Below are 25,735 nucleotides of genomic sequence, written 5' to 3'. Positions count from 1 at the left end.
ACCAATATCGGCAGGTATTGGTGTTGAGGTATATCAGATGGAAATTTTTGCAGTTAATCAGCACAAACGTTAGGCAAACAGAGATTTTTCTAAAGTAGTAGTATGCTGAGGTTAATTAAAAACGGACTGAATAAAATCCAGTCCGTTTTTTTTCGTTCAGTTCATTATTGAACTTTAATTTCTACATCAACGCCAGCTGGCAAGTCCAGTTTCATCAATGCATCAGTGGTTTTATCAGTCCAGTCGATAATGTCCATCAGACGCAGATGAGTGCGGATTTCCAACTGTTCACGTGAAGTTTTGTTCACATGTGGTGAACGCAGCAGATTGAAACGTTCAATTTTAGTAGGCAGAGGAATCGGGCCTTTTACCACAGCGCCAGTACGTTTGGCAGTATCCACGATTTCCTGAGCAGAACGGTCAATCAGGGCGTAGTCATAAGCTTTCAGACGAATACGGATTTTCTGGTTTTTCATATCTATATTCTTCCTGATTAAGCGATAACTTTAGCAACCACACCGGCACCAACTGTTCGGCCACCTTCACGAATCGCAAAGCGCAAGCCTTCTTCCATTGCGATTGGGTGAATCAACTCTACGTCGATGGTCACATTTTCACCCGGCATTACCATTTCTACACCTTCTGCCAGACTTACTGCGCCTGTTACGTCAGTGGTACGGAAGTAGAATTGCGGACGGTAGTTTGCGAAGAATGGGGTATGACGTCCACCTTCTTCTTTGCTCAATACGTATACTTCAGCTTTAAATTTGGTGTGCGGGGTGATGCTGCCCGGTTTTGCCAATACCTGACCACGTTCTACTTCTTCACGTTTGGTACCACGCAACAATACACCTACGTTATCACCAGCCTGACCTTGATCCAGCAATTTGCGGAACATTTCCACACCGGTACAAGTAGTTTTCTGGGTGTCTTTCAGACCCACGATTTCAATTTCATCGCCTACGTTGATTACACCGCGTTCAACACGACCGGTAACCACAGTACCACGACCTGAAATTGAGAATACGTCTTCAATCGGCAACAGGAATGGTTTGTCTACAGCACGTTCCGGTGTCGGAATGTAGCTGTCTAATGCATCAGCCAAAGCCATAATAGAAGCTTCACCAATATCAGACTGGTCACCTTCCAGTGCTTTCAGTGCAGAACCTTTAATCAACGGAACATCGTCGCCTGGGAATTCGTAGCTAGACAGCAGATCACGGATTTCCATTTCTACCAGTTCCAGCAATTCTTCGTCGTCTACCATGTCACATTTGTTCATGTAAACGATGATGTATGGTACACCTACCTGACGAGCCAGCAGAATGTGCTCACGGGTTTGCGGCATTGGGCCGTCAGCAGCTGAAACCACCAGAATGGCGCCGTCCATCTGTGCAGCACCGGTAATCATGTTTTTCACATAGTCAGCGTGTCCCGGGCAATCTACGTGTGCATAGTGACGCTCTGCGGTTTCGTATTCTACGTGTGATGTATTAATAGTAATACCACGGGCTTTTTCTTCTGGGGCATTGTCAATCTGATCGTATGCTTTCGCTGCACCACCAAATTTTTTGGACAGAATGGTACAGATTGCAGCGGTCAATGTGGTTTTACCATGGTCAACGTGACCGATGGTGCCAACGTTTACGTGCGGTTTACTCCGCTCGAATTTTTCTTTAGCCATGAGCTAAGTTTCCTTGAATAAAGATCGATTAAAGAACGATGATAACCTGAAAGCACAAAGTCTTTCAGGTTATCGGTAAATAAGTTAGCCTTTGCGGGCAGCAATCACCTGCTCAGCTACATTATTCGGTGCTTCGGCGTATTTCTTGAATTCCATGGAGTAGGTAGCACGACCCTGAGTAGCAGAACGCAGGTCAGTTGAGTAACCGAACATTTCTGCCAGCGGTACTTCGGCACGTACTTTCTTGCCGCCAATACCATCATCGTCCATACCCAGTACGATGCCACGACGACGGTTCAGGTCGCCCATTACATCGCCCATGTAGTCTTCCGGTGTTTCTACTTCAACAGCCATAATTGGCTCCAGTAATACTGGAGAAGCCTTACGCATACCGTCTTTGAATGCCATAGAACCGGCTAATTCAAATGCGATTTGTGAAGAGTCCACATCATGGTAAGAACCGAAGGTCAGACGTACACGAATATCCACTACTGGATAGCCAGCCAAAATACCGTTGGTCATGGTATCGCGGATACCTTTATCCACAGACGGGATGAATTCGCGTGGAATCACACCACCTTTAATCTCGTCGATGAATTCGTAGTTCACACCACCTGGTTCCAGAGGTTCCATGGTGATTACTACGTGACCATACTGACCTTTACCGCCAGACTGTTTCACGTATTTAGCTTCGGATTCCACTGATTTACGAATGGTTTCACGATAAGCCACTTGTGGAGCACCCACATTGGCTTCTACGCCAAATTCACGTTTCATACGGTCGACAATAATTTCCAGATGCAATTCACCCATACCGGAAATAATGGTCTGACCAGATTCTTCGTCGGTTTTCACGCGGAAAGAAGGGTCTTCTTTAGCCAAACGGTTCAGAGCCAGACCCATTTTTTCCTGGTCAGCTTTGGTTTTCGGTTCAACCGCAACGTGAATTACGGGTTCTGGGAATTCCATGCGTTCCAAAATAATCGGCGCATCAGTATCACACAGAGTTTCACCGGTAGTCACATCTTTCAGACCAATCACTGCAGCAATGTCGCCGGCACGAACTTCTTCGATTTCATCGCGGTCGTTCGCTTTCATCTGTACCAGACGACCAATACGTTCTTTGGTGCCTTTCACAGAGTTCACTACGGTATCACCGGATTTTACTACGCCGGAATACACACGGATGAAAGTCAGCTGACCAACGTATTTGTCGTTCATCAGCTTGAACGCCAATGCAGAGAATTTCTCATCATCACTGGCTTTACGGCTGTCTTTTTCACCGTCAGGTGTTTCACCTGCAACTGGTGGAATGTCTGTCGGGCTAGGCAGATACTCAACCACGGCATCCAATAAGCGTTGTACACCTTTGTTCTTAAACGCAGAACCACACAATACTGGCTGAATTTCGCCAGCCAGTGTACGTGCACGCAGTGCAGCAACAATTTCTTCCTCGCTCAGCTCTTCGCCGCCAAGGTATTTTTCCATCAGTTCTTCGTTGGCTTCAGCCGCAGCTTCCACCATTTTTTCGCGCCATTCTTCAGCTACGTCTTTCAGATCAGCCGGAATATCCGCATACTCAAATTTCAGACCCTGAGTAGCATCATCCCATACGATAGCCTGCATTTTCAGCAAATCAACTACGCCTTCAAAGCCATCTTCCGCACCCACCGGAATCACAACCGGCACTGGATTGGCACGCAGACGGGTTTGCATCTGTTCTACCACGCGGAAGAAGTTAGCGCCCTGACGGTCCATTTTGTTGACGAAAGCCAGACGAGGCACTTTATATTTGTTGGCCTGACGCCATACAGTCTCAGACTGAGGCTGTACACCGCCCACAGCGCAGTAAACCATCACTGCGCCATCCAGAACACGCATAGAACGTTCTACCTCAACGGTAAAGTCTACGTGTCCCGGGGTATCAATAATATTTAAACGATGTTCTTTAAACTGGCCGGCCATACCTTTCCAGAAAGTAGTTACAGCAGCCGAGGTAATGGTAATACCGCGCTCCTGTTCCTGTTCCATCCAGTCAGTAGTGGCCGCACCGTCATGCACTTCACCCAGTTTGTGAGTCATGCCGGTGTAAAACAGAATACGTTCTGAAGTGGTGGTTTTACCAGCATCAATATGTGCAGAAATACCGATATTACGGTATTGCTCAATAGGGGTTTTACGAGCCACGATAATTGCCTTTCTGCATTAGAAGCGGAAGTGAGAGAAGGCTTTGTTGGCTTCGGCCATACGATGTACTTCCTCACGTTTTTTCAATGCACCGCCGCGGCCTTCTGCCGCATCAATCAATTCACCAGCCAGACGCAAATCCATGGATTTTTCGCCGCGTTTACGAGCCGCATCACGTACCCAGCGCATGGCCAGAGCCAGACGGCGGGCAGGACGAACCTCAACAGGAACTTGATAGTTTGCACCACCGACACGACGGCTTTTTACTTCTACAACCGGTTTGGCGTTGGCAATGGCTTCGTTAAACACTTCAATGGCTTCTTTGCCGGTTTTCTTTTCAATCTGTTCCAGCGCACCATATACAATGCGTTCAGCCACAGATTTTTTACCGTCAATCATCAGCACATTCATGAATTTAGATAATTCGATACTGCCGAATTTCGGATCTGGCAATATGTCACGTTTCGGGACTTCTCTACGTCTTGGCATTTCAATTTCCTTAAACTATTCAGCTGGGATTTACCCACGAATATTTATGTAAATATTCACTTACTCGACAGTTTTCCTGCCGATGCGTCCCATTATTTAGGACGTTTAGCACCGTATTTAGAACGGGACTGTTTGCGGTCTTTAACACCTGCAGTGTCCAGAGAACCACGTACGGTGTGATAACGCACACCCGGCAAGTCTTTTACACGACCGCCGCGAATCAGTACTACGCTGTGTTCTTGCAGGTTGTGGCCTTCACCGCCGATGTATGAAATTACTTCATATCCGTTGGTCAGACGCACTTTGCATACTTTACGCAGAGCTGAGTTAGGTTTTTTAGGGGTGGTGGTGTATACACGGGTGCATACACCACGTTTCTGAGGGCAAGCCTCCAGAGCAGGTACTTTGTTGACGTAAACCGGAGCCTGACGTCCTTTGCGTACCAATTGGTTGATAGTAGGCATATTTTCTCTTTATCCTGTTGAGTCAATACATGCCGACACCATGTCGGCAAAGCTGCTATTTTAACACTTGATTTATTACCCGGTCAAGATAATCAAGCTACCGTACCAATATATCTGCTGGAAAAACAATCATATAAAACCATAAACATAAAACAAACCGCTGAAAAATTTTCAGCGGTTTGTTTTAGCTTTCAGCAGCAATTTTGGTTACTCACCTTTATCTGCCGCTTCAGCCGCCACTTGCTCCTGCCATTTCTGACGACGGCTACGGTGATAGGTCAGACCGGTACCGGCCGGAATCAAACGACCCACAATTACGTTTTCTTTCAGACCGCGTAAATCATCACGTTTACCCATGATGGCAGCTTCAGTTAACACGCGCGTGGTTTCCTGGAAGGAAGCCGCAGAGATGAAGGAGTCGGTAGACAATGATGCTTTGGTAATACCCAACAATACGTTATCAAAACGCACCGGTTCTTTACCTTCTGCCAACAGTTTTTCATTGGCAATCATCACATCACCACGCTCAACCTGCTCACCAGTAATGAAGTGGCTATCACCGGCATCAGCAATGTTCACACGACGCAGCATCTGGCGAATAATCACTTCGATGTGTTTGTCGGAAATCTTCACACCTTGCAGGCGGTACACTTCCTGTACTTCCTGTACGATATAGCGCGCCAGCGCTTCAATACCCTGCAAACGCAGAATATCATGTGGATCCACCGCACCATCAACAATGACTTCACCACGATTCACCACCTGACCATCGTGTACCAGTACCTGCTTTTCTTTGGAAATCAGGGTTTCATAGGCTACACCATCTGCATCAGTGATAATCAGACGCTGTTTGCCTTTGGTTTCCTTACCAAAAGATACGGTACCGGTTACCTCGGCCAGCATGCCAACGTCTTTCGGGGTGCGCGCTTCGAACAACTCAGCTACACGTGGCAAACCACCGGTAATATCACGGGTTTTAGATGAAGCCTGAGGAATACGTGCCAGCACATCACCTTTACCCACTTCCTGCCCTTCGCGCACGGTAATCACCGCACCCACTGGGAAGGCCATGGAAACGGCGGTTTCGCTACCGGCCATGCGAATTTCTTCGCCTTTGTCATCCAAAAGCTTAACGGTTGGACGCAATAGCTTAGACTGGGTAGAGGAGCGACGTTTACCATCGATCACCACCAGCGTAGACAAACCAGTCACATCATCGGTCTGTTTCGCTACAGTCACGCCTTCTTCGATGTTTTCGAAGCGTACACGACCGGCAAATTCGGTGATCATCGGACGGGTATGCGGATCCCATGTAGCCAGAGTCTGACCAGCTTTAACTATGCCACCATCTTTGACCTGCAACAGTGCACCGTAAGGCACTTTATGGCGTTCACGCTCACGACCGATATCGTCATGAATCACGATTTCAGATGAGCGACCAATAACAACCAATTCACCTTTATTGTTGGCTACGTAGCGCATCTGGCTGGAGAAGCGTACGGTACCGCCGGATTTGGCTTCAACCTGACTGGCTGCAGCAGCTCGAGACGCCGCACCACCAATGTGGAAGGTACGCATGGTCAACTGGGTACCCGGTTCACCAATGGATTGCGCCGCAATCACACCGACAGATTCACCAGCATTCACGAGTTTACCGCGCGCCAGATCTCGACCATAACACTTGGCACACAAGCCATGGCGAGTTTTACAGGTAATCGGTGTGCGTACTTTAACTTCATCGACACCAGAATTATCGATTAAATCAACCAGACTTTCGTTTAACAAGGTTCCAGCATCAACCAATGTTTCGCCGCTGGTTGGATCCACCACATCTTCGGCAGTGACGCGACCCAGAACGCGGTCACGCAGGGATTCGATAATATCACCACCCTGTACCACAGCTTTCATCACGAAACCATCATTGGTACCGCAATCATCTTCAACCACCACCAAATCTTGAGTCACGTCGACCAGACGGCGAGTCAGATAACCAGAGTTCGCGGTTTTCAGCGCCGTATCGGCCAGACCCTTACGTGCACCGTGGGTAGAAATAAAGTACTGTAATACGGTCAAGCCTTCGCGGAAGTTGGAAGTAATCGGTGTTTCAATAATGGAACCATCTGGTTTCGCCATCAAACCACGCATACCAGATAGCTGTTTAATCTGCGCCGCAGAACCACGGGCACCTGAGTCAGCCATCATGTAGATGGAGTTGAAGGATTCCTGATCAACCAAATTGCCGTCACGGTCAACCACTTTCTGGGTAGACAGATTATCCATCATCGCTTTGGCGATCTTATCACCGGTACGACCCCAGATATCGACAACTTTGTTGTAACGTTCGCCGTTGGTAACCAAACCCTGACGGTACTGGTCTTCAATCTCTTTCACTTCGGCATTGGCTTCAGCCAGCAACTGTGGTTTGCTTTCTGGCACCAGCATGTCATCTACACAGATGGAGATACCAGCACGAGTAGAGAACGCATAACCGGTATACATCAGATGGTCAGCAAAGATGACGGTATCGCGCAAGCCACAACGACGGAACGAAGCATTAATCAGCTTAGAAATTTCTTTTTTCTTCAGCGTTTTGTTAATGTGTTCGAACGACAGGCCTTTAGGCAAAATTTCTGACAGCAACGCACGACCAACGGTGGTTTCGTAGCGATTTACCACGGGCACAAACTCATCCTGACCGTTTTTCACCCATTCGCGCAGACGCACGGTAATTTTGGTACCGAGCTCAACCTGACGGGTCTGATAAGCACGATGAACTTCTTTCACATCGGCAAACAGGCTACCTTCACCTTTACCGTTAATTTTGTCGCGGGTCATGTAATACAGACCCAAGACGATATCCTGTGACGGTACAATAATCGGATCACCATTGGCTGGTGACAACACGTTATTAGAAGCCAGCATCAGAGTGCGTGCTTCCATTTGCGCTTCCAGACTCAATGGTACGTGTACCGCCATCTGGTCACCGTCAAAGTCAGCATTGAACGCAGTACAAACCAATGGGTGCAACTGAATAGCCTTACCTTCAATCAGAATCGGTTCAAACGCCTGAATACCCAGACGGTGCAAGGTTGGAGCACGGTTAAGCAATATTGGATGTTCACGAATCACATCTTCGAGAATATCCCATACAATCGGCTCTTCCTGTTCCACCATCTTTTTGGCTTTTTTGATGGTGGTGACAGTTGGGTCAAGTTGTTCCAGTTTATGGAAAATAAATGGTTTGAACAGCTCCAAAGCCATTTTTTTCGGCAGACCACACTGGTGTAGACGCAGATACGGTCCCACGGTAATCACCGAACGGCCGGAATAATCCACACGTTTCCCCAGCAAGTTTTGACGGAAACGACCGCCCTTACCTTTAATCATGTCGGCCAGTGATTTCAACGGACGCTTATTGGCCCCGGTCATGGCTTTACCACGACGACCATTATCCAAAAGTGAATCAACCGCTTCTTGCAGCATACGTTTTTCATTGCGTACGATGATGTCTGGTGCACGCAATTCAAGCAAGCGTTTCAAACGGTTATTACGGTTGATGACACGGCGATACAGATCATTCAAGTCAGAAGTAGCAAAACGACCACCATCCAGCGGTACCAGCGGACGCAGATCCGGTGGCAATACTGGCAACACGTCCATAATCATCCATTCCAGCTTCATGCCGGAACGTTGGAAGGCTTCCAGTACTTTCAGACGTTTCGCAATTTTCTTGATTTTGGTATCGGAGCTGGTGGAATCCAATTCCTGCCGTAATACCGTCACTTCATGCGCAATATCCATAGCGCGCAACAGGTCACGGATACCTTCAGCACCCATTTTGGCTTCGAAATCACCGCCAAACTCTTCATATTTGCTGATGTACTCTTCTTCACTGAGCAGTTGACGCGGCTGCAATGAAGTCAAGCCCGGGTCTGTAACCACATAAGCTTCAAAATACAGAATGCGTTCAATATCACGCAATGTCATATCCAGCACCATACCCAAACGGGATGGTAACGATTTCAGAAACCAGATATGCGCTACTGGTGCAGCCAATTCAATATGTCCCATGCGTTCGCGACGCACTTTGGACAAGGTTACTTCCACACCACATTTTTCACAGGTTACCCCGCGAAATTTCAGGCGTTTGTATTTACCACACAAGCATTCATAATCTTTGATCGGGCCGAAAATTTTGGCACAGAAGAGACCATCACGTTCTGGCTTGAACGTACGGTAATTAATCGTTTCCGGCTTTTTCACTTCACCGTACGACCAAGAACGAATGGTATCCGGCGATGCAATACCGATTTTGATCGCGTCAAATTCTTCTTCGGCACTGGCATTTTGCAGCGGATTAAATAAGTCTGATAAAGCTTTCATATTTGCTCCTGACGATGCCGCATGCAGTAGCAGCTACTGCATGCGACCGGTGTCGGTTAATAACGTTCCAAATCCATATCCAAGCCCAAAGAGCGAATTTCCTTCAACAACACATTGAAAGATTCCGGCATACCGGCATCGATTTTGTATTCGCCTTTAACAATGTTTTCGTACATTTTGGTGCGACCGTTTACGTCATCTGATTTCACAGTCAACATTTCCTGCAGGGTATAAGCGGCACCATAAGCTTCCAGTGCCCATACCTCCATCTCACCAAAACGCTGACCACCAAACTGAGCTTTACCACCCAGCGGCTGTTGTGTCACCAGACTGTACGGACCAGTTGAACGGGCATGCATTTTTTCATCCACCAAATGGTGCAGTTTGAGGTAATGCATCACACCCACGGTGACCTTACGGTCAAAAGCTTCACCAGTACGACCATCGTACAGGGTCATCTGCGTGCGGGTATCGTTAAAGCCCAGTTTCTGGATTTCCGGATCGTCTTCAGGATAGGCCAGTGCCAACATGTTTTTGATTTCGGATTCTTCCGCACCATCAAATACTGGGGTGGCTACAGTCATCCCTTTACGCAGATGTTGAGCCAGATTGATGATTTCTTCATCATTAAACTGAGACAAATCTTCTTTCTTACCACTGCTGTTGTATACCTTCTCAAGGAAAGCACGAACTTCATCAGCAGCACGTTTTTCGGTCAGCATGCGGTCGATGCGTTCACCAATACCTTTGGCAGCCCAACCTAAATGCACTTCCAGAATCTGACCAATGTTCATACGGCTTGGCACACCCAGTGGATTCAGTACAATGTCCACAGAACGGCCGTCAGCCATATACGGCATGTCTTCAACTGGCAGAATGCGAGATACCACACCTTTATTACCGTGACGACCGGCCATTTTGTCACCGGCTTTTAGGCGGCGTTTGATGGCGATAAAGACTTTAACCATCTTCTGTACGCCCGGCTGCAGTTCATCGCCCTGAGTCAGTTTTTTCTTCTTGATTTCGTACTGAGCGTCTGATTCTTCATGTTTAGCTTGTAAACTTTCTTTAATCAGTTCCACTTGCTTGGCAATGCTTTCATCACTCAGGCGAATATCAAACCAGTCATGGCGACTAGGCAATGAGGCTAGGTAGTCTTTAGTCACTTCACTACCTTTAGCCAGCTTCAGCGGACCACCATTTACTTTCTGACCCAAAATTAAGCGTTCGATACGGTCAAAAGCATCGTCATTGAAAATACGCAACTGGTCAGTCAGGTTCTGGCGATAGCGTTTTAGCTCTGCATCAATAATGGCTTTAGCACGTTTGTCGCGTTCAATGCCTTCACGGGTAAATACCTGCACGTCAATCACGGTACCGCTCATACCGGTAGGCATACGCAGCGAAGTATCTTTAACATCACTGGCTTTTTCACCAAAAATAGCACGCAGCAGTTTTTCTTCTGGCGTTAGCTGAGTTTCACCTTTAGGCGTCACTTTACCCACCAGTACGTCACCAGCTTCAACTTCAGCACCGATATACACAATACCGGATTCATCCAGACGATTCTGCATACGTTCGGATAAATTCGGAATATCACGGGTAATTTCTTCCGCCCCCAGCTTGGTGTCACGTGATACCACATTCAATTCTTCAATGTGGATAGAGGTATAACGATCACCTGCAACCACTCGTTCTGAAATCAGAATTGAGTCTTCATAGTTGTAACCATTCCATGGCATGAAGGCGATGGTCATGTTCTGACCCAGTGCCAATTCGCCCAAATCGGTTGATGCCCCGTCGGCAATCACATCACCACGGGCAATCACGTCACCTTTTTGTACGGCCGGACGCTGGTTAATGTTGGTTGACTGGTTAGAACGAGTGAATTTCACCAGATTGTAAATATCCACACCCACTTCACCAGCAGTGGCTTCATCGTCGTTAACGCGTACTACTACACGGTTGGCATCAACATATTCAACGACACCACCACGGCTAGCGGCAATGGCAGTCGCACTGTCAATCGCAACAGAACGCTCAATACCGGTACCTACTAGTGGTTTTTCTGCACGCAGACAAGGAACAGCCTGACGTTGCATGTTGGCACCCATCAAGGCACGGTTCGCGTCATCGTGCTCCAAGAATGGAATCAATGAAGCTGCCACGGAAACTACCTGCCCTGTTGCCACGTCCATATATTGCACGCGGTCAGGGGTAGCCATAATGGTTTCACCTTTTTCACGACAGGTAACCAGATCACCAATAATGCGTCCTTCATTATCCAAATCAGCATTGGCCTGAGCAATAACAAAACGACCTTCTTCGATAGCAGACAGGTAGTCAATATCATTGGTTACTTTACCATCCACAACACGACGGTAAGGGGTTTCCAAGAAGCCATATTTATTGGTACGCGCATAGACAGCCAGAGAGTTAATCAAGCCAATGTTCGGCCCTTCCGGTGTTTCAATCGGACACACGCGACCATAATGAGTCGGATGTACGTCACGTACTTCAAAGCCGGCACGTTCACGCGTCAGACCACCCGGACCCAGCGCAGAAACACGACGCTTATGCGTAATTTCAGAAAGTGGATTGGTCTGATCCATAAACTGGGATAACTGGCTGGATCCAAAAAATTCTTTTATCGCAGCAGATACAGGCTTAGCGTTAATCAAATCGTGCGGCATCAGATTTTCGGATTCAGCCTGATTCAAACGCTCTTTTACAGCTCGTTCTACACGTGACAGACCACTGCGAAACTGATTTTCGGCCAGCTCGCCAACGGAGCGCACACGACGATTACCCAGATGATCGATATCATCGACTTCACCATGACCATTGCGCAGTTCAACCAACGTAGCAATGACTGACACGATATCCGGAATAGTCAGCACATGATTGCCTTCTTTATCGGCGTCAGCAAAAGTCTGTGTCATCAGACGGCCATACCAAGATTCTTGTTGTGCTTCCAGCAGTTTCTGCTGATAAGTACGAGTATTGAATTTCATCCGGCCGACACGAGATAGGTCATAACTGTCTTCGTTGAAGAACAAACGATTAAATAATGCTTCAACGGCATCTTCGGTTGGTGGCTCACCAGGCCGCATCATGCGGTAAATGGCAATGCGTGCAGCCTGCTGCCCATCGGTTTCATCGGTGCGCAGAGTATTGGATACATAGCCACCCTGATCCAGATCATTGATATAGAGAGTAGAAATTTCTTTAACTCCCTGAATATCAAACTGAGCCAGTAATTCTTCAGTGATTTCATCGTTGGTTTTGGCTAGCACTTCTCCAGTATCCGGCACGATGACATCTGTAGCCAGCACCTTACCTATCAGGCTTTCTGGTTCAACTTCTAACCATTTAATATCAGCGGCAACAATATCACGAATATTTTTAGCATTGATGCGTTTGCCTTTCTGCACCAACACTTTGCCATCTTTGTCGACTAAATCAAATTTAGCAGTTTCACCTTTTAGACGAGATGGAATCAGATTAGTATGCACGCCATCTTTAGACAAATGGTAGCTTTCACGATCATAGAACATGTTTAGAATCTGTTCTGGCGTGAAACCCAATGCTTTAAGCAAAATCGTTACCGGCATCTTGCGACGACGGTCGATACGGAAATACAGCAGGTCTTTTGGATCGAATTCAAAATCTAACCATGAACCACGGTAAGGAATAATTCGAGCTGAAAACAGCAACTTACCAGACGAATGTGATTTACCACGATCGTGCTCAAAGAATACCCCAGGCGAACGGTGCAACTGTGACACAATCACACGCTCAGTACCATTGATGATGAACGAACCACTCGGTGTCATCAATGGTATTTCACCCATGTAAACTTCATTTTCACGTACTTCTTTTACGACATTCGGTTTAGATGACTCTTTGTCCAAGATAACTAGACGGATACGAGCTCGTAATGGAGCAGCATAGGTAATACCGCGTAATTGACATTCAGGAATATCAAATAATGGCTCGCCTAAAACATAATGCGTGAATTCAAGACGTGCGTAACCGTTATGACTGATAATCGGAAAAATAGACTGGAATGCCGCCTGAAGACCCATGTCGGCGCGTTGGTCAAAAGGCGTTTCCATCTGCAAAAACTGTGTATAAGAATCCAACTGCGTAGCCAATAAAAACGGCACTTCCAATACATTGGCGCGTTTGGCAAAGCTTTTACGGATGCGTTTTTTTTCAGTAAAAGAGTAGGACATGAACAGTCTCCAGTAGGGAGGTTTGGCAAGTAAGGTTTTATAAATACTCAGGCAATTAGCCAAACTAACAAGGTAAAATTAAGTAAATAATGGCTATTTATGTAAATATTTATAAAATTTCACTTTAGGTAGACAAGCGAAAGCAGGCTGGTAGCCTAAGCTACCAGCCTGTAAAGCACAACTGAAATTACTTAATTTCGACAGAAGCGCCGGCTTCTTCCAGTTGTTTTTTGATATCGTCAGCTTCAGCCTGAGATACACCTTCTTTAAGGGTTTTAGGTGCGCCATCTACCAAGTCTTTAGCTTCCTTCAGACCCAAGCCAGTGATGGCACGAACCACTTTAATCACGCCAACTTTTTGTGCACCAGCAGAAGTCAATACTACATCAAATTCAGTTTTTTCTTCAGCGGCAGCAGCACCACCGGCAGCACCGCCACCAGCAACAGCCAAAGCAGCTGCAGATACACCAAATTTTTCTTCAAAAGCTTTAACCAGGTCGTTCAATTCCATTACGGTCAGGTTACCAACTGCTTCCAGGATGTCTTCTTTAGTAATAGCCATGCTATTAAACTCCAATAATTGAGAATGTAAATTTAAATATATAGAGGATGAAAATTATGCAGCTTCTTCGCCGGCTTTTTTCTCGGCCAAAGCAGCCAGTGCACGGGCAAAGCCAGAAACAGGTGCTTGCATAATACCCAGCAATTTGGCCAGCAATTCGTCGCGGCTCGGTATAGAAGCAAGCTCTGCTACCTGAGCAACGTCCAGCAAGTCACCATTATATGAACCTGCTTTCAATACGATTTTTTCATCTTTTTTTGAGAACTGGTGCAGTACTTTTGCAGCAGCTACCGGGTCTTCAGAAACCGCATAAACCAACGGACCAACCATCTGGTCAGCTAATCCGGCAAATGAAGTACCTTCAACAGCGCGACGAGCCAATGTATTTTTCAATACATGCAGATATACACCTGCTTTACGGGCATTGGCACGCAGTTCGGTCATGCTGGCAACACTGATACCACGATACTCGGCAATAACCATAGTTTGAGCGTTAGCAATGGCTGCTACGATTTCGGCTACGGCTGCTTGCTTGGTTTCAATATTGAGACTCAAGGTCTACCTCCCACTGTTTTTAAACAGAGTAATACACGTATTACTCCACCCAGCGCGGCAACCCAAAAAGACATCCGTAAGCACACTTACTTAAGATTATCTGGGACTACCGTCTGCGTAGGGTACATTTTTAAAATCTATACAATTTGCACAGATTCCCTACGGTCTTGGACATCTACTTATTTCTAAGTAGCCCGACATATAAATGCATACCATTTATATGAATTTAGATGGCAGCCTAAAATTGATTCAGACTGCCAATAATATATATTTACTGCTTAATTAGTTACAGAAGCACTGTCAACACGCAGGCCAGCACCCATAGTGCTAGAAACTGCAATTTTACGCAGATATTGACCTTTAGCTGCTGCTGGTTTAGCTTTTACAATAGCATCTAGCAATGCATTAAAGTTTTCACGCAAATCAGCAGCTTCGAAAGAAGCACGTCCAATAGTAGCATGCACAATACCTGCTTTGTCGGTACGATACTGCACCTGACCAGCTTTAGCATTTTTCACTGCTTCGGCCACATTCGGGGTAACAGTACCTACTTTAGGATTCGGCATCAGGCCACGCGGACCTAGAATGGTACCCAGCTGACCAACTACACGCATGGCATCTGGTGAAGCAATTACCACATCAAAATTCAGATTACCCGCTTTAACTTCAGCAGCCAGATCATCAAAGCCTACTACGTCAGCACCAGCTGCCTTAGCTGCTTCAGCATTAGCACCTTGAGTAAACACCGCAACACGCACGGTTTTACCGGTACCTTTAGGTAATACCACTGAACCACGGATTACCTGATCAGATTTACGTGCATCCACGCCCAGATTAAAGGATACATCAATAGATTCATCAAATTTAGCAGTAGCATTGGCTTTTACCAGATTCAATGCCTCATCAATGGCGTACAATTTGTTTGTTTCTACAGCAGCGCGGATAGCTTGCATACGTTTAGAAAGTTTAGCCATTTACACACCCTCCACATCTAAACCCATTGAACGGGCGCTACCGGCGATGGTGCGTACCGCTGCGTCCAAATCAGCAGCAGTTAAATCAGGCTCTTTAGCCTTAGCAATTTCTTCCAGCTGAGCACGAGTTACCTTACCCACTTTTTGTGTTAGTGGGTTAGAGCTGCCTTTTTGCAATCCAGCTGCTTTTTTCAGCAAAATAGATGCTGGAGGAGTTTTCATCACGAAGGTAAATGATTTATCTGCAAAAGCAGTAATCACTACCGGAACCGGCAAGCCAGGTTCTACATTCTGCGTAGCTGCATTGAATGCTTTACAGAATTCCATGATATTCAGGCCGCGCTGACCCAAAGCCGGGCCAACCGGAGGAGATGGATTGGCTTTACCTGCAGGAATCTGCAGTTTGATGTAGCCTACAATTTTTTTTGCCACTTGTTTAAACTCCAAATAAACGGGTATGACGCAGTTAATACTGCTCCCCAAAAGCAAGACCCGTGATTATAAAGAAAATTTCTTTCCCTTACAAGCACAGGTTTATTCGTGTTGTATTTTTTACAGTTAAATTTTTTCTACTTGAGAAAATTCCAATTCTACTGGTGTTTCACGACCGAATATCTGTACAGCAACGCGCAATTTATTGCGTTCGTAATTAACTTCTTCGACGACACCATTAAAGTCTTTAAATGGACCTTCATTGACGCGTACCTGCTGACCCACATCAAATAAAACTTTAGGCTTCGGTTTTTCTACACCACTTTGTACCTGATGGAGAATAGCATCAACTTCGCGAGCAGATATAGGCAAAGGTTTATTAGCGGTACCACCAATAAATCCAGTAACGCGCGGGGTATTTTTAACCAGATGCCACGAAGCATCAGTCATGTCCATTTCGACCAGAACGTAACCAGGGAAAAATTTACGCTCAGTAATACTGCGGCGCCCATTTTTTATATCTACTACCTCTTCAACCGGCACCAGTATCTGACCAAAATAATCACCCATTCCTTCACGTTCTATCCGTTCTTTCAGGGTTTTCTGAACATTTTTTTCAAAACCGGAATAAGCGTGTACTACATACCACTGTTTTGCCATGTTTAACTCCTCTTCATAAAGATGTCGAACAACAACCATGAAATCAGGCTGTCAACACCCCAAATAAATAAAGACAAGACAGCTACAAATATCAGTACAAACAGGGTCATGCGCAATGCTTCATTGCGCTCAGGCCATACTACTTTTCTGGCTTCTGACACACAATCGCGCACATAGGCAGTCAGTTCACGACCGCCCGTACTCCAGAAAAATACGATTACAATGGCCGCTACTACGCCGATTAAAGGAAACAAATAACGAATGTAAAGCGGTAATTGCGCATCCAAAGTATAGAATGCCAGAATACCTGCAGCAATCAGTATGGCTGAAAAGGTGTATTTAAGAAAATCAAAACGTTTATTACGCTTGATTTCCAGTTGCTGTTGTTGCTTAGCTTCAGCTTTTAATTGTGCTTTGGTTTTGGCTCCCACATCTTTCGATGTTTTGTTGTCCATACAACCACCTTTTTATTAATACAAAAAAGACTAACCGACCTATGGCCGATTAGTCTGTTTTTTGGCAGGCCAGGAGGGTCTCGAACCCCCAACCCTCGGTTTTGGAGACCGATACTCTACCAATTGAGCTACTGGCCTACAAAACTTTAAGCGATAACTTTAGCAACCACACCGGCACCAACTGTTCGGCCACCTTCACGAATCGCAAAGCGCAAGCCTTCTTCCATTGCGATTGGGTGAATCAACTCTACGTCGATGGTCACATTTTCACCCGGCATTACCATTTCTACACCTTCTGCCAGACTTACTGCGCCTGTTACGTCAGTGGTACGGAAGTAGAATTGCGGACGGTAGTTTGCGAAGAATGGGGTATGACGTCCACCTTCTTCTTTGCTCAATACGTATACTTCAGCTTTAAATTTGGTGTGCGGGGTGATGCTGCCCGGTTTTGCCAATACCTGACCACGTTCTACTTCTTCACGTTTGGTACCACGCAACAATACACCTACGTTATCACCAGCCTGACCTTGATCCAGCAATTTGCGGAACATTTCCACACCGGTACAAGTAGTTTTCTGGGTGTCTTTCAGACCCACGATTTCAATTTCATCGCCTACGTTGATTACACCGCGTTCAACACGACCGGTAACCACAGTACCACGACCTGAAATTGAGAATACGTCTTCAATCGGCAACAGGAATGGTTTGTCTACAGCACGTTCCGGTGTCGGAATGTAGCTGTCTAATGCATCAGCCAAAGCCATAATAGAAGCTTCACCAATATCAGACTGGTCACCTTCCAGTGCTTTCAGTGCAGAACCTTTAATCAACGGAACATCGTCGCCTGGGAATTCGTAGCTAGACAGCAGATCACGGATTTCCATTTCTACCAGTTCCAGCAATTCTTCGTCGTCTACCATGTCACATTTGTTCATGTAAACGATGATGTATGGTACACCTACCTGACGAGCCAGCAGAATGTGCTCACGGGTTTGCGGCATTGGGCCGTCAGCAGCTGAAACCACCAGAATGGCGCCGTCCATCTGTGCAGCACCGGTAATCATGTTTTTCACATAGTCAGCGTGTCCCGGGCAATCTACGTGTGCATAGTGACGCTCTGCGGTTTCGTATTCTACGTGTGATGTATTAATAGTAATACCACGGGCTTTTTCTTCTGGGGCATTGTCAATCTGATCGTATGCTTTCGCTGCACCACCAAATTTTTTGGACAGAATGGTACAGATTGCAGCGGTCAATGTGGTTTTACCATGGTCAACGTGACCGATGGTGCCAACGTTTACGTGCGGTTTACTCCGCTCGAATTTTTCTTTAGCCATGGCTACTTCCTATCTAAAGATGATTAGGTTTATCAATTTAGGTGGTGCCCATGGACAGAATTGAACTGTCGGCCTCTCCCTTACCAAGGGAGTGCTCTACCCCTGAGCTACATGGGCATTACGGTAGGTATTTACTTAATATGGAGCGGGTGAAGGGAATCGAACCCTCACCGTAAGCTTGGAAGGCTTCTGCTCTACCATTGAGCTACACCCGCATACTTACTTAAAAAACTACTCCAAGTAAGACTGGAATTTGGTGGAGGGAGAAGGATTCGAACCTTCGAAGCTTTCGCAACAGATTTACAGTCTGCCCCCTTTGGCCGCTCGGGAATCCCTCCAAAAGAGAACGGCATGATAATGTTGATTTGTATCTTCGTCAAGCTTCTTAAGCAATTTTTTTTACTTAAAAGAGTAATTAACTGTTTCAAATACACTTCAGCCTGTGTCGTTTTATTCTTTTTCTGCCATCAGCCGTTGATATTTAGCTTCCAGCTCTTCTTCGCTTTCCGGGTGTTCTTCATCAATGATGATGCAATCTACCGGACAAACCTGCTGACATTGTGGTTCATCATAATGGCCTACACATTGTGTGCACCGTTCCGGGGTGATCTCATAAATTTCATCGCCCTGATAAATAGCGCTGTTGGGGCACTCAGGCTCGCATACGTCGCAATTAATGCACTCATCTGTTATCAAGAGTGACATGTTCTTCCTTTATCGTTAAATTTTACTCAAAACCGTTGGGCGCGGATTATACCATTATTTTGTGTGTATCCTATTGAGTGTCTGTTAATCAGGGTGCTTCTGGTTTACAGTAAGTTAATAATTCAAAACGACTTATTCCTGATTTACCCTCTCGCAGTATCTGCCACCCATTTGGCAGCGTTGGTAATGTATTACTTTCAAGATAGATATGTGCTTGAGGTCTCAGATGCGGGACAAGGGCCTGCATAAGGTCTGGCCACTGCTGCCATTGGTAAGGCGGATCGAGAAATATTATGTCAAACTGCCGGCTGTTGGTTGCGAGAAAATTCTGTGCATCTGTATAAATAAGTTCTACCTGATTGAAATTCAATTGTTGAAGGTTATTTTTTATTGCCTGTGCCACCAGACGATTTTTTTCTATAAGCGTAACGGTTTTAGCCCTTCTTGAAGCTGCTTCCAATCCCATTACGCCACTACCGGCAAATAGATCCAGTACTGCCATACCTGTTAAGTCTTGCCCCAGCCAATTAAACAGACGTTCGCGCACGCTATCTGCCGTCGGACGCAGACCTTCGGCGGTCGGAAATGTTATTTTACGGCCTCGATGGGTACCGCCAATAATGCGTACCTGATTGCGATGCTGCTGAAGTATTCTGGCCATGTCAGTTTTTTCCGGTAAAAAAAGACTTTCAGGCATGCTGAAAGTCTTAAGTTTTTTTATTTATTTTGAGCAGCCTGCTCTATTCTTTGGGTGCGGGAGGTTCTATCTGTTCGGTATAGCCACACTCTTTTTGAGGACAAACTTTTTCGGTTCCGCGCCGTTTGGTGGTTTTGATGGTCAGAACCGGCCAACCGCATTGCGGACAGGGTTCGTTAATGGGCGGATTCCACACGGCATAGTCACAATCGGGATAAGTATTGCAACTGTAAAACAGTTTGCCATAGCGGCTCTTGCGTTCGATCAGGCTGCCTTGATGACACTTCGGACATTCAATTCCGGTATCTTTAGGTTTTTCCAAAGGTTCGATATATTTACATTTGGGATAATTGGCGCAACCAATGAATTTACCATAACGGCCACGCTTGTATACCAGTTGTCCTTCACATTTGGGACAGCTGCGCCCTTCAACGATGGTAGGCTCTTCTGCAGCTTTGGCAGCCTCTTCAGCAGTTTCATTCACGTTGCGGGTGTAATCGCAATCTGGATAACCGCTACAGGCAATAAAGCGCCCACGTTTGCCAAATTTAATCTGTAGCTGGTGAGCTCCACATTTCGGGCAGATTTCATCCAGATTTTCTGCTGTCAGCTCTGCGCGTGGGATGTCTTCCTTGGCTTTAACCTCTTTGTCAAAACCTTTCCAGAACTGTTGCATTACCGGCTTCCATTCTCGTTTGCCGCCGGCAATATCATCCAGCTGATTTTCCAGTCTGGCAGTGAAGTTGTAATCTACATATTGACCGAAATGCTCGGTAAGAAATTTATTGACGACTTCACCGGTATCGGTGGGCAGAAACCGTTTTTGTTCTAGTGTGACGTACTCACGTTCTTTAAGTGTGGAAATAATGCTGGCATAGGTTGAAGGACGGCCAATGCCATACTCTTCCAGTGCTTTTACCAAACTGGCTTCAGAATAACGGGGTGGTGGCTGAGTAAAATGCTGTTCGCCAAATATTTTATCTACCGGTAAATCATCTCCTTCCTGCAATGGAGGCAATTTTTTGGCATTTTCATCATCTTCGCTATCGTCGACACCTTCTTCGTAAACGCTTAAAAAACCAGCAAATGTCTGTACCTGTCCAGTTACTCGAAAAACACCTTTTCCTACAACAATATCGACACTGGTGGTATCGAAACGAGCTGGTGCCATCTGGCAGGCCACCGCACGTTGCCAAATCATCTGATACAGGCGAAACTGATCAGCAGTCAGAAAGGGTTTCACTTCTTCTGGTGTACGGTAAACCGAAGTAGGCCGAATAGCTTCATGTGCTTCCTGAGCATTTTTCGATTTGGTTTTGTAGACCTTTGCTGTAGATGGTAGGTAGTCGCTGCCAATTTTGTTATCAATATAATGGCGTATTTCAACAACGGCATCATCTGACAAGCTGACGGAGTCGGTACGCATATAGGTAATCAGCCCCACTGCACCTTGCCCTACGTCTACACCTTCATATAATTGCTGGGCTGTGCGCATGGTACGGTCGGTAGTCATACCAAGTTTACGCACTGCTTCCTGCTGCATAGTGGAGGTGGTAAATGGCGCAGCTGGATTACGGCTGCGCTTTTTCTTTTCTACCTTGGAAACATGTGCCGGCTGACCCTGCAGGGCGCTGACTATTTCCTGCTGTTGAGTTTCATCTGGTATATCAAATTGCTCGAGTTTCTGTCCTTGCCAGTGTGTGAGTTTGGCGGTGAATTTGGTACGCGCTTTGTGGCTGTCCAAATGAACTGTCCAATATTCCTGTGCCGTGAAATCACGGATTTCTTGTTCGCGTTCGCAAATCATGCGTAATGCTGGGCTTTGTACGCGGCCAGCAGATAGACCTCGGCGAATTTTTTTCCATAATAAAGGTGACAGATTAAAACCAACCAGATAATCCAGAGCTCGCCGTGTCTGCTGTGCATCCACCAATGTTTGTGACAACTCACGCGGATGAGCAACCGCATCCAATACGGCTTTTTTGGTTACTTCATGGAATACTACCCGCTTTGGGTGTAGGTTTTTGAGGCCACGCTTAGATTTGAGTATTTCCTGTAAATGCCAGGAAATAGCTTCACCCTCTCTATCCGGGTCGGTTGCCAAATAAAGTGCATCAGCTTCTTTTGCTGCTGACACAATCGCATCCAAATGTTTGGCATTACGGCTGACCAGCTGGTATTTCATGGCAAAGTCATTTTCCGGATCGACGGCACCACTTTTAGGTACCAGATCGCGCACGTGTCCATAGGAAGCGAGAATTTCAAAGTCGCTGCCAAGATATTTTTTCAGCGTTTTCGCTTTTGATGGAGATTCAACAATCAACAGGTTTTTTGCCATTCGCTCAGGCTCACATTCGTAATTTAAATATTTGTGATATGTTGGTAGTTTGTTTTATTCTAATAAATACAATCGGACAAAGCAAAAAGCTTTCAGACGTTCTGACTGAAAGCTTTAATGCCGTTTCGCTGTCAGTAATTTACTGCATCATGGCTTCACCATTAAGCGCAGCCATTAATTCATCACCAATGAGTACTGGCAATTCTGACCGATGTGCCCACAAGACCAGTAAGGCCAGTACTTTAGCATGATCTACAGTAATGTCGTCATACGGCAAATTCATTAAAGCATTGAGTACGAATTCACGTTGTTCAGGATTGAGTGCACCATTCTGTTCCAGAAAATGTATTAGACCACGAACATCCAACGGGAGTGCATCCAGCTCTTCTTCATTAAAAATTCGGAATCCGGTACTGCTGCGCAAGGTTTCGGCCGGAATCAGGGGTTCGAAACGCAGCTCGTCGAGACAAGTTAAGGCATCCCCTATCTCATCATCATTAAAACCCACCTCTTCCAAAAGCGCTCCTAGATCTTTACGTGGAGGAAAAGCATCAACGTCTTGAAAGTGCTCAATCAAAAACGCTATTACATCAATCATTTGCAATCCTTTCAAGATTTAATGCGTTGATAACAACCACCCGGCAGTGCGGTAATCCAGCCACCTAGCTCCAGTGCCATAAGATTAGCATACACATCTGTAGCAGGGATGCCAAGTGTTGAGACCAGTGTATCTGGATGTACGATACCATGACCTAATCCATCCAAAATTTGTTTCTCCGGCGATGTGAGTGCTGATACAGCTGTTTTGTCTAATAAGAGATCTTCAGTCTCTTCAACAAGCAGTACAGGTGTATCTGATTGAATAAATTGTGAAGATTGATGGCTATATGAATGCACTTGCGTTTTTTGCAAGAGGAAAGGGCACTCATGAAGTATATCATCTAGATTTTCAACCAGTTTGGCACCCTGTTTTATCAATGCATGACAACCTTTGCTTAATGGGTTATCAATCGAACCAGGTATTGCCATAACTTCACGACCCATTTCACCGGCCAATCGCGCAGTAATCAGGGAGCCAGATTCGGTTGCAGCCTCTATCACTAGGGTACCTTGGCTGAGTGCTGCAATCAGGCGATTGCGACGGGGAAAGTTACCGGCCAAAGAACGAGTGCCTAGTGGAAATTCTGAAATTATACAGCCATGTTCGGCAATTTCAGCAGCCAATGATTTGTTGCGTGCCGGATACACGCGATCAATTCCTGTGCCCCAGACGGCAACAGTAGTACCTTTGCCAAGTAAAGCACCTTGATGGGCTGCGGTATCTATACCATCAGCCATGCCCGATATCACAGCAATTTCTTTTTGTGCTAATGCCTTGGCAAAATCACGGGCAATACGCATTGCTTGTGGCGTTGCATGTCGGCTGCCAACAATAGCCAATGAGGGCTGTTGCAGATAATGGATGTTACCACGTATAAATAATAATGGAGGCGGTGTCAAACCTTCAGAAAGCAATGGTGGATAATCATTTTCAGCCAGCAATAATAAGCGTGCATTTTCATGCTTTTGCTCCCATTGCAGGGCGGCTTCAGCTGCTTTTCTTGCTTCCTCACTGCGCCAGTATTGACCGGCCCGAGAACGAATCAGGAAAGGTTTAATTTCAGCCACATCTGCGGCCAAAGCGATTTGTGCCGAACCAAAATGTTTTAAGATACGTAAAAATGTTTCACTGCCAATATAGGGGGTTAATGCCAGCTCAATCCAAGCATAGCGCTCGAGCTCATTCATTCACATTTTCTTTACAGTTTGTAATTTATCAATTATGACAAAGGATAATTTATATTACAATTGATTATTCAATGGCATTATTCGAATAATATTCATATAAAATAATATTGTTAAAATAAAACTTATAACATTTTAATTTTGTGTTTTATTTTATTATCCAATATTCTTGTCTGGTTTTTTAAAAACATAATTTTGTAAATTTTTAGCAAATTATTATTAATTTATATTTATTTTTGTAAATTATTACTGTATATTTAATTTTGCGAATATCACTGTAGGTTGAGACTGATTAACTTTTTGGATCGAAAGTCTTGGATAATTATATGCCTATATCACTTAAATTTAAGGATTTTCTACATCCGCGTCCAGCACCTTCAGGAATCGATGTTAACTGTAAATTAAAACATTTTGCCATTATTACTTATGCAGTTGATGCACATAGATTTGCAGGATTATTTCCCCCTCGTTTCAAACTGGATACTATTTTTATTGATGGTCAGGAAAAAGGTTTGCTTTCAGTTGTGCCATTTATGGACGAGGATTTTACATCAGCAGTTTATCCGTTTCCTGTATTCAGCATGGGACAGACCAATTACCGAATTTATATAATTGATACGACAACCGGCGAACGTTGTGTCTGGTTTTTGGGTACGATATTGGATTCGTGGACCATTATGGTACCTCGTCATATATGGAAACTACCTTGGCATCCGGGCAAAATGCGTTTTATTTGTGACTTTGACCAGCAATCAGGCTGCTATCGACATTATGAAATGCATACAAAGGCAAAGTGGGCGCCGGCTAGAGTACAATTAAAGCAGCAACCTGAACAACAATTTCATTTTCAAGGTTTTGCTGACAACGAAACGGTACTAGTCTATCTGACCCATCCATTGGCTGGTTTTTACTATCGACGTAATGGTAAATTGGGAACTTATCGGGTTTGGCATGATCGATTGGCTGTGAAACCAGCTACACTTGAATCAGCACAATTTGCTTTATTGAGCCGGATGAAACTGGTTCAAGAAGATGAACAACAACAGCCCTACAGTGTATTGCTTCAACCTATTAATGAATTTACCATTTATTTGCCACCCACTGCTTTATAAAATAATTGCAAATAGATAATAAAGATAGTTGGGCAACGATTTGGAATTTGGCAGTAGATTTAGATTATCAGCTGCTAAATTGTTTATGAATAAATCTGATTGTTTTAATTTAACGAAAACGACCGGATTTAATGGTTAATCCCTGTTGAATTTTCGAAGCCAGACTATAATTGCGTAAGGCATGGGTTAATGCTACTGCTAGGGCATCTGCAGCATCTGCCTGAGGTGTTCCAGACAGAGACAACATTTGTACCACCATATGCTGCACCTGCTCCTTAGCCGCTTTACCCTGCCCGACGACAGCCTGCTTTACCTGCAGGGCTGTGTATTCGAATACCGGTAGCTCACCTAATGTCAGTGCAGCTATGGCCGCTCCACGTGCCTGACCCAATACCAGTGTGGCCGCAGGATTAACGTTGACAAACACCTGTTCGACTGCGGTCTGGGTGGGCTGATATGTGGCGATCACTTCGCGTAAATTCTGTACTATAACTCGGATGCGCTCTGCAAGTGTTGAGCCTACAACGGTTTTTATGCAACCAGAGGCAACATAGATGTGCTGGCGACCGATTACGTCAATTACGCCAAAGCCGGTTACACGGCTGCCGGGGTCGACACCAAGAATACGGATAGTGGATTGTTCAGACTGCTGTATTTGCATGTTTATACTGCTAAATC

The 25,735-nt window shown here is 45.5% G+C and carries 21 protein-coding genes and 4 tRNA genes; 1 reads left to right on the top strand and 24 read right to left on the bottom strand.

Annotated elements, in window-relative coordinates; all coding sequences use genetic code 11:
- Positions 1–164: 164 nt before the first annotated feature.
- The 23 genes from rpsJ to dprA all read right to left on the bottom strand — a co-directional run bounded on the left by rpsJ (position 165) and on the right by dprA (position 23,948).
- Positions 165–476, bottom strand: coding sequence for a 30S ribosomal protein S10 (gene rpsJ / locus ABU615_RS08050; protein ID WP_025329903.1), 312 nt, complete (start codon positions 474–476; stop codon positions 165–167).
- Positions 477–493: 17 nt separating this feature from the next.
- A complete protein-coding gene (tuf, locus tag ABU615_RS08045; protein ID WP_100140805.1) occupies positions 494–1,684 on the bottom strand; it encodes an elongation factor Tu in 1,191 nt (396 codons plus the stop codon).
- Between the two features lie 84 nt (positions 1,685–1,768).
- Positions 1,769–3,871: an elongation factor G gene (gene fusA / locus ABU615_RS08040; protein ID WP_100140806.1), complete on the bottom strand. Its 2,103-nt coding sequence runs from the start codon at positions 3,869–3,871 to the stop codon at positions 1,769–1,771.
- Between the two features lie 18 nt (positions 3,872–3,889).
- Entirely contained in the window at positions 3,890–4,360 is a 471-nt protein-coding gene (gene rpsG, locus ABU615_RS08035; RefSeq protein WP_025329901.1) for a 30S ribosomal protein S7, read from the bottom strand.
- Positions 4,361–4,452: 92 nt separating this feature from the next.
- Positions 4,453–4,824 (bottom strand): 30S ribosomal protein S12, encoded by a 372-nt coding sequence (gene rpsL, locus ABU615_RS08030; protein WP_025329900.1) that lies wholly within the window; start codon positions 4,822–4,824, stop codon positions 4,453–4,455.
- 207 nt (positions 4,825–5,031) lie between these two features.
- Positions 5,032–9,207, bottom strand: coding sequence for a DNA-directed RNA polymerase subunit beta' (gene rpoC, locus ABU615_RS08025; RefSeq protein WP_370388800.1), 4,176 nt, complete (start codon positions 9,205–9,207; stop codon positions 5,032–5,034).
- Positions 9,208–9,263: 56 nt separating this feature from the next.
- Entirely contained in the window at positions 9,264–13,445 is a 4,182-nt protein-coding gene (gene rpoB / locus ABU615_RS08020) for a DNA-directed RNA polymerase subunit beta (RefSeq protein ID WP_100140808.1), read from the bottom strand.
- 187 nt (positions 13,446–13,632) lie between these two features.
- Positions 13,633–14,007, bottom strand: a complete 375-nt coding sequence (rplL, locus tag ABU615_RS08015) for a 50S ribosomal protein L7/L12 (protein ID WP_100140809.1) — start codon at positions 14,005–14,007, stop codon at positions 13,633–13,635.
- A 54-nt stretch (positions 14,008–14,061) separates the two neighbouring features.
- Positions 14,062–14,562, bottom strand: coding sequence for a 50S ribosomal protein L10 (gene rplJ, locus ABU615_RS08010; protein WP_100140810.1), 501 nt, complete (start codon positions 14,560–14,562; stop codon positions 14,062–14,064).
- A gap of 278 nt (positions 14,563–14,840) precedes the next feature.
- Positions 14,841–15,536, bottom strand: a complete 696-nt coding sequence (rplA, locus tag ABU615_RS08005) for a 50S ribosomal protein L1 (protein WP_100140811.1) — start codon at positions 15,534–15,536, stop codon at positions 14,841–14,843.
- Positions 15,537–15,968, bottom strand: a complete 432-nt coding sequence (gene rplK, locus ABU615_RS08000; protein WP_037406890.1) for a 50S ribosomal protein L11 — start codon at positions 15,966–15,968, stop codon at positions 15,537–15,539.
- 126 nt (positions 15,969–16,094) lie between these two features.
- Positions 16,095–16,628, bottom strand: coding sequence for a transcription termination/antitermination protein NusG (gene nusG, locus ABU615_RS07995; RefSeq protein ID WP_100140812.1), 534 nt, complete (start codon positions 16,626–16,628; stop codon positions 16,095–16,097).
- Between the two features lie 2 nt (positions 16,629–16,630).
- A complete protein-coding gene (gene secE / locus ABU615_RS07990) occupies positions 16,631–17,083 on the bottom strand; it encodes a preprotein translocase subunit SecE (protein ID WP_100140813.1) in 453 nt (150 codons plus the stop codon).
- 62 nt (positions 17,084–17,145) lie between these two features.
- Positions 17,146–17,221, bottom strand: a tRNA-Trp gene (locus tag ABU615_RS07985).
- An 8-nt stretch (positions 17,222–17,229) separates the two neighbouring features.
- Complete coding sequence (gene tuf, locus ABU615_RS07980) at positions 17,230–18,420, bottom strand: elongation factor Tu (protein WP_100140805.1); 1,191 nt, start codon at positions 18,418–18,420, stop codon at positions 17,230–17,232.
- Between the two features lie 42 nt (positions 18,421–18,462).
- Positions 18,463–18,537 (bottom strand) — tRNA-Thr (locus ABU615_RS07975).
- A gap of 24 nt (positions 18,538–18,561) precedes the next feature.
- Positions 18,562–18,635: transfer RNA gene (locus ABU615_RS07970), tRNA-Gly, on the bottom strand.
- Between the two features lie 39 nt (positions 18,636–18,674).
- A tRNA-Tyr gene (locus ABU615_RS07965) sits at positions 18,675–18,758 on the bottom strand.
- A gap of 112 nt (positions 18,759–18,870) precedes the next feature.
- Positions 18,871–19,125, bottom strand: a complete 255-nt coding sequence (locus ABU615_RS07960) for a YfhL family 4Fe-4S dicluster ferredoxin (RefSeq protein WP_267409014.1) — start codon at positions 19,123–19,125, stop codon at positions 18,871–18,873.
- Positions 19,126–19,213: 88 nt separating this feature from the next.
- Positions 19,214–19,786, bottom strand: a complete 573-nt coding sequence (rsmD, locus tag ABU615_RS07955) for a 16S rRNA (guanine(966)-N(2))-methyltransferase RsmD (protein ID WP_367577657.1) — start codon at positions 19,784–19,786, stop codon at positions 19,214–19,216.
- Between the two features lie 79 nt (positions 19,787–19,865).
- A complete protein-coding gene (gene topA, locus ABU615_RS07950; RefSeq protein ID WP_367489752.1) occupies positions 19,866–22,160 on the bottom strand; it encodes a type I DNA topoisomerase in 2,295 nt (764 codons plus the stop codon).
- 139 nt (positions 22,161–22,299) lie between these two features.
- On the bottom strand, positions 22,300–22,758 hold the full coding sequence (locus ABU615_RS07945; protein ID WP_370388799.1) for a DUF494 family protein: 459 nt from the start codon (positions 22,756–22,758) through the stop codon (positions 22,300–22,302).
- 11 nt (positions 22,759–22,769) lie between these two features.
- Positions 22,770–23,948: a DNA-processing protein DprA gene (gene dprA / locus ABU615_RS07940; RefSeq protein ID WP_370388798.1), complete on the bottom strand. Its 1,179-nt coding sequence runs from the start codon at positions 23,946–23,948 to the stop codon at positions 22,770–22,772.
- A gap of 323 nt (positions 23,949–24,271) precedes the next feature.
- Here dprA and ABU615_RS07935 point away from each other — a divergent pair, with 323 nt between their 5' ends.
- Complete coding sequence (locus tag ABU615_RS07935; RefSeq protein WP_370388797.1) at positions 24,272–25,057, top strand: DUF2071 domain-containing protein; 786 nt, start codon at positions 24,272–24,274, stop codon at positions 25,055–25,057.
- A gap of 109 nt (positions 25,058–25,166) precedes the next feature.
- Here ABU615_RS07935 and ruvC read toward each other — a convergent pair whose 3' ends face one another.
- Complete coding sequence (gene ruvC / locus ABU615_RS07930) at positions 25,167–25,718, bottom strand: crossover junction endodeoxyribonuclease RuvC (protein WP_267392024.1); 552 nt, start codon at positions 25,716–25,718, stop codon at positions 25,167–25,169.
- Positions 25,719–25,735 lie beyond the last annotated feature (17 nt).

This window comes from Snodgrassella alvi (assembly GCF_040741455.2).
GTDB lineage: Bacteria > Pseudomonadota > Gammaproteobacteria > Burkholderiales > Neisseriaceae > Snodgrassella > Snodgrassella alvi_E.
This window is presented reverse-complemented; position numbering and strand designations above follow the sequence as displayed.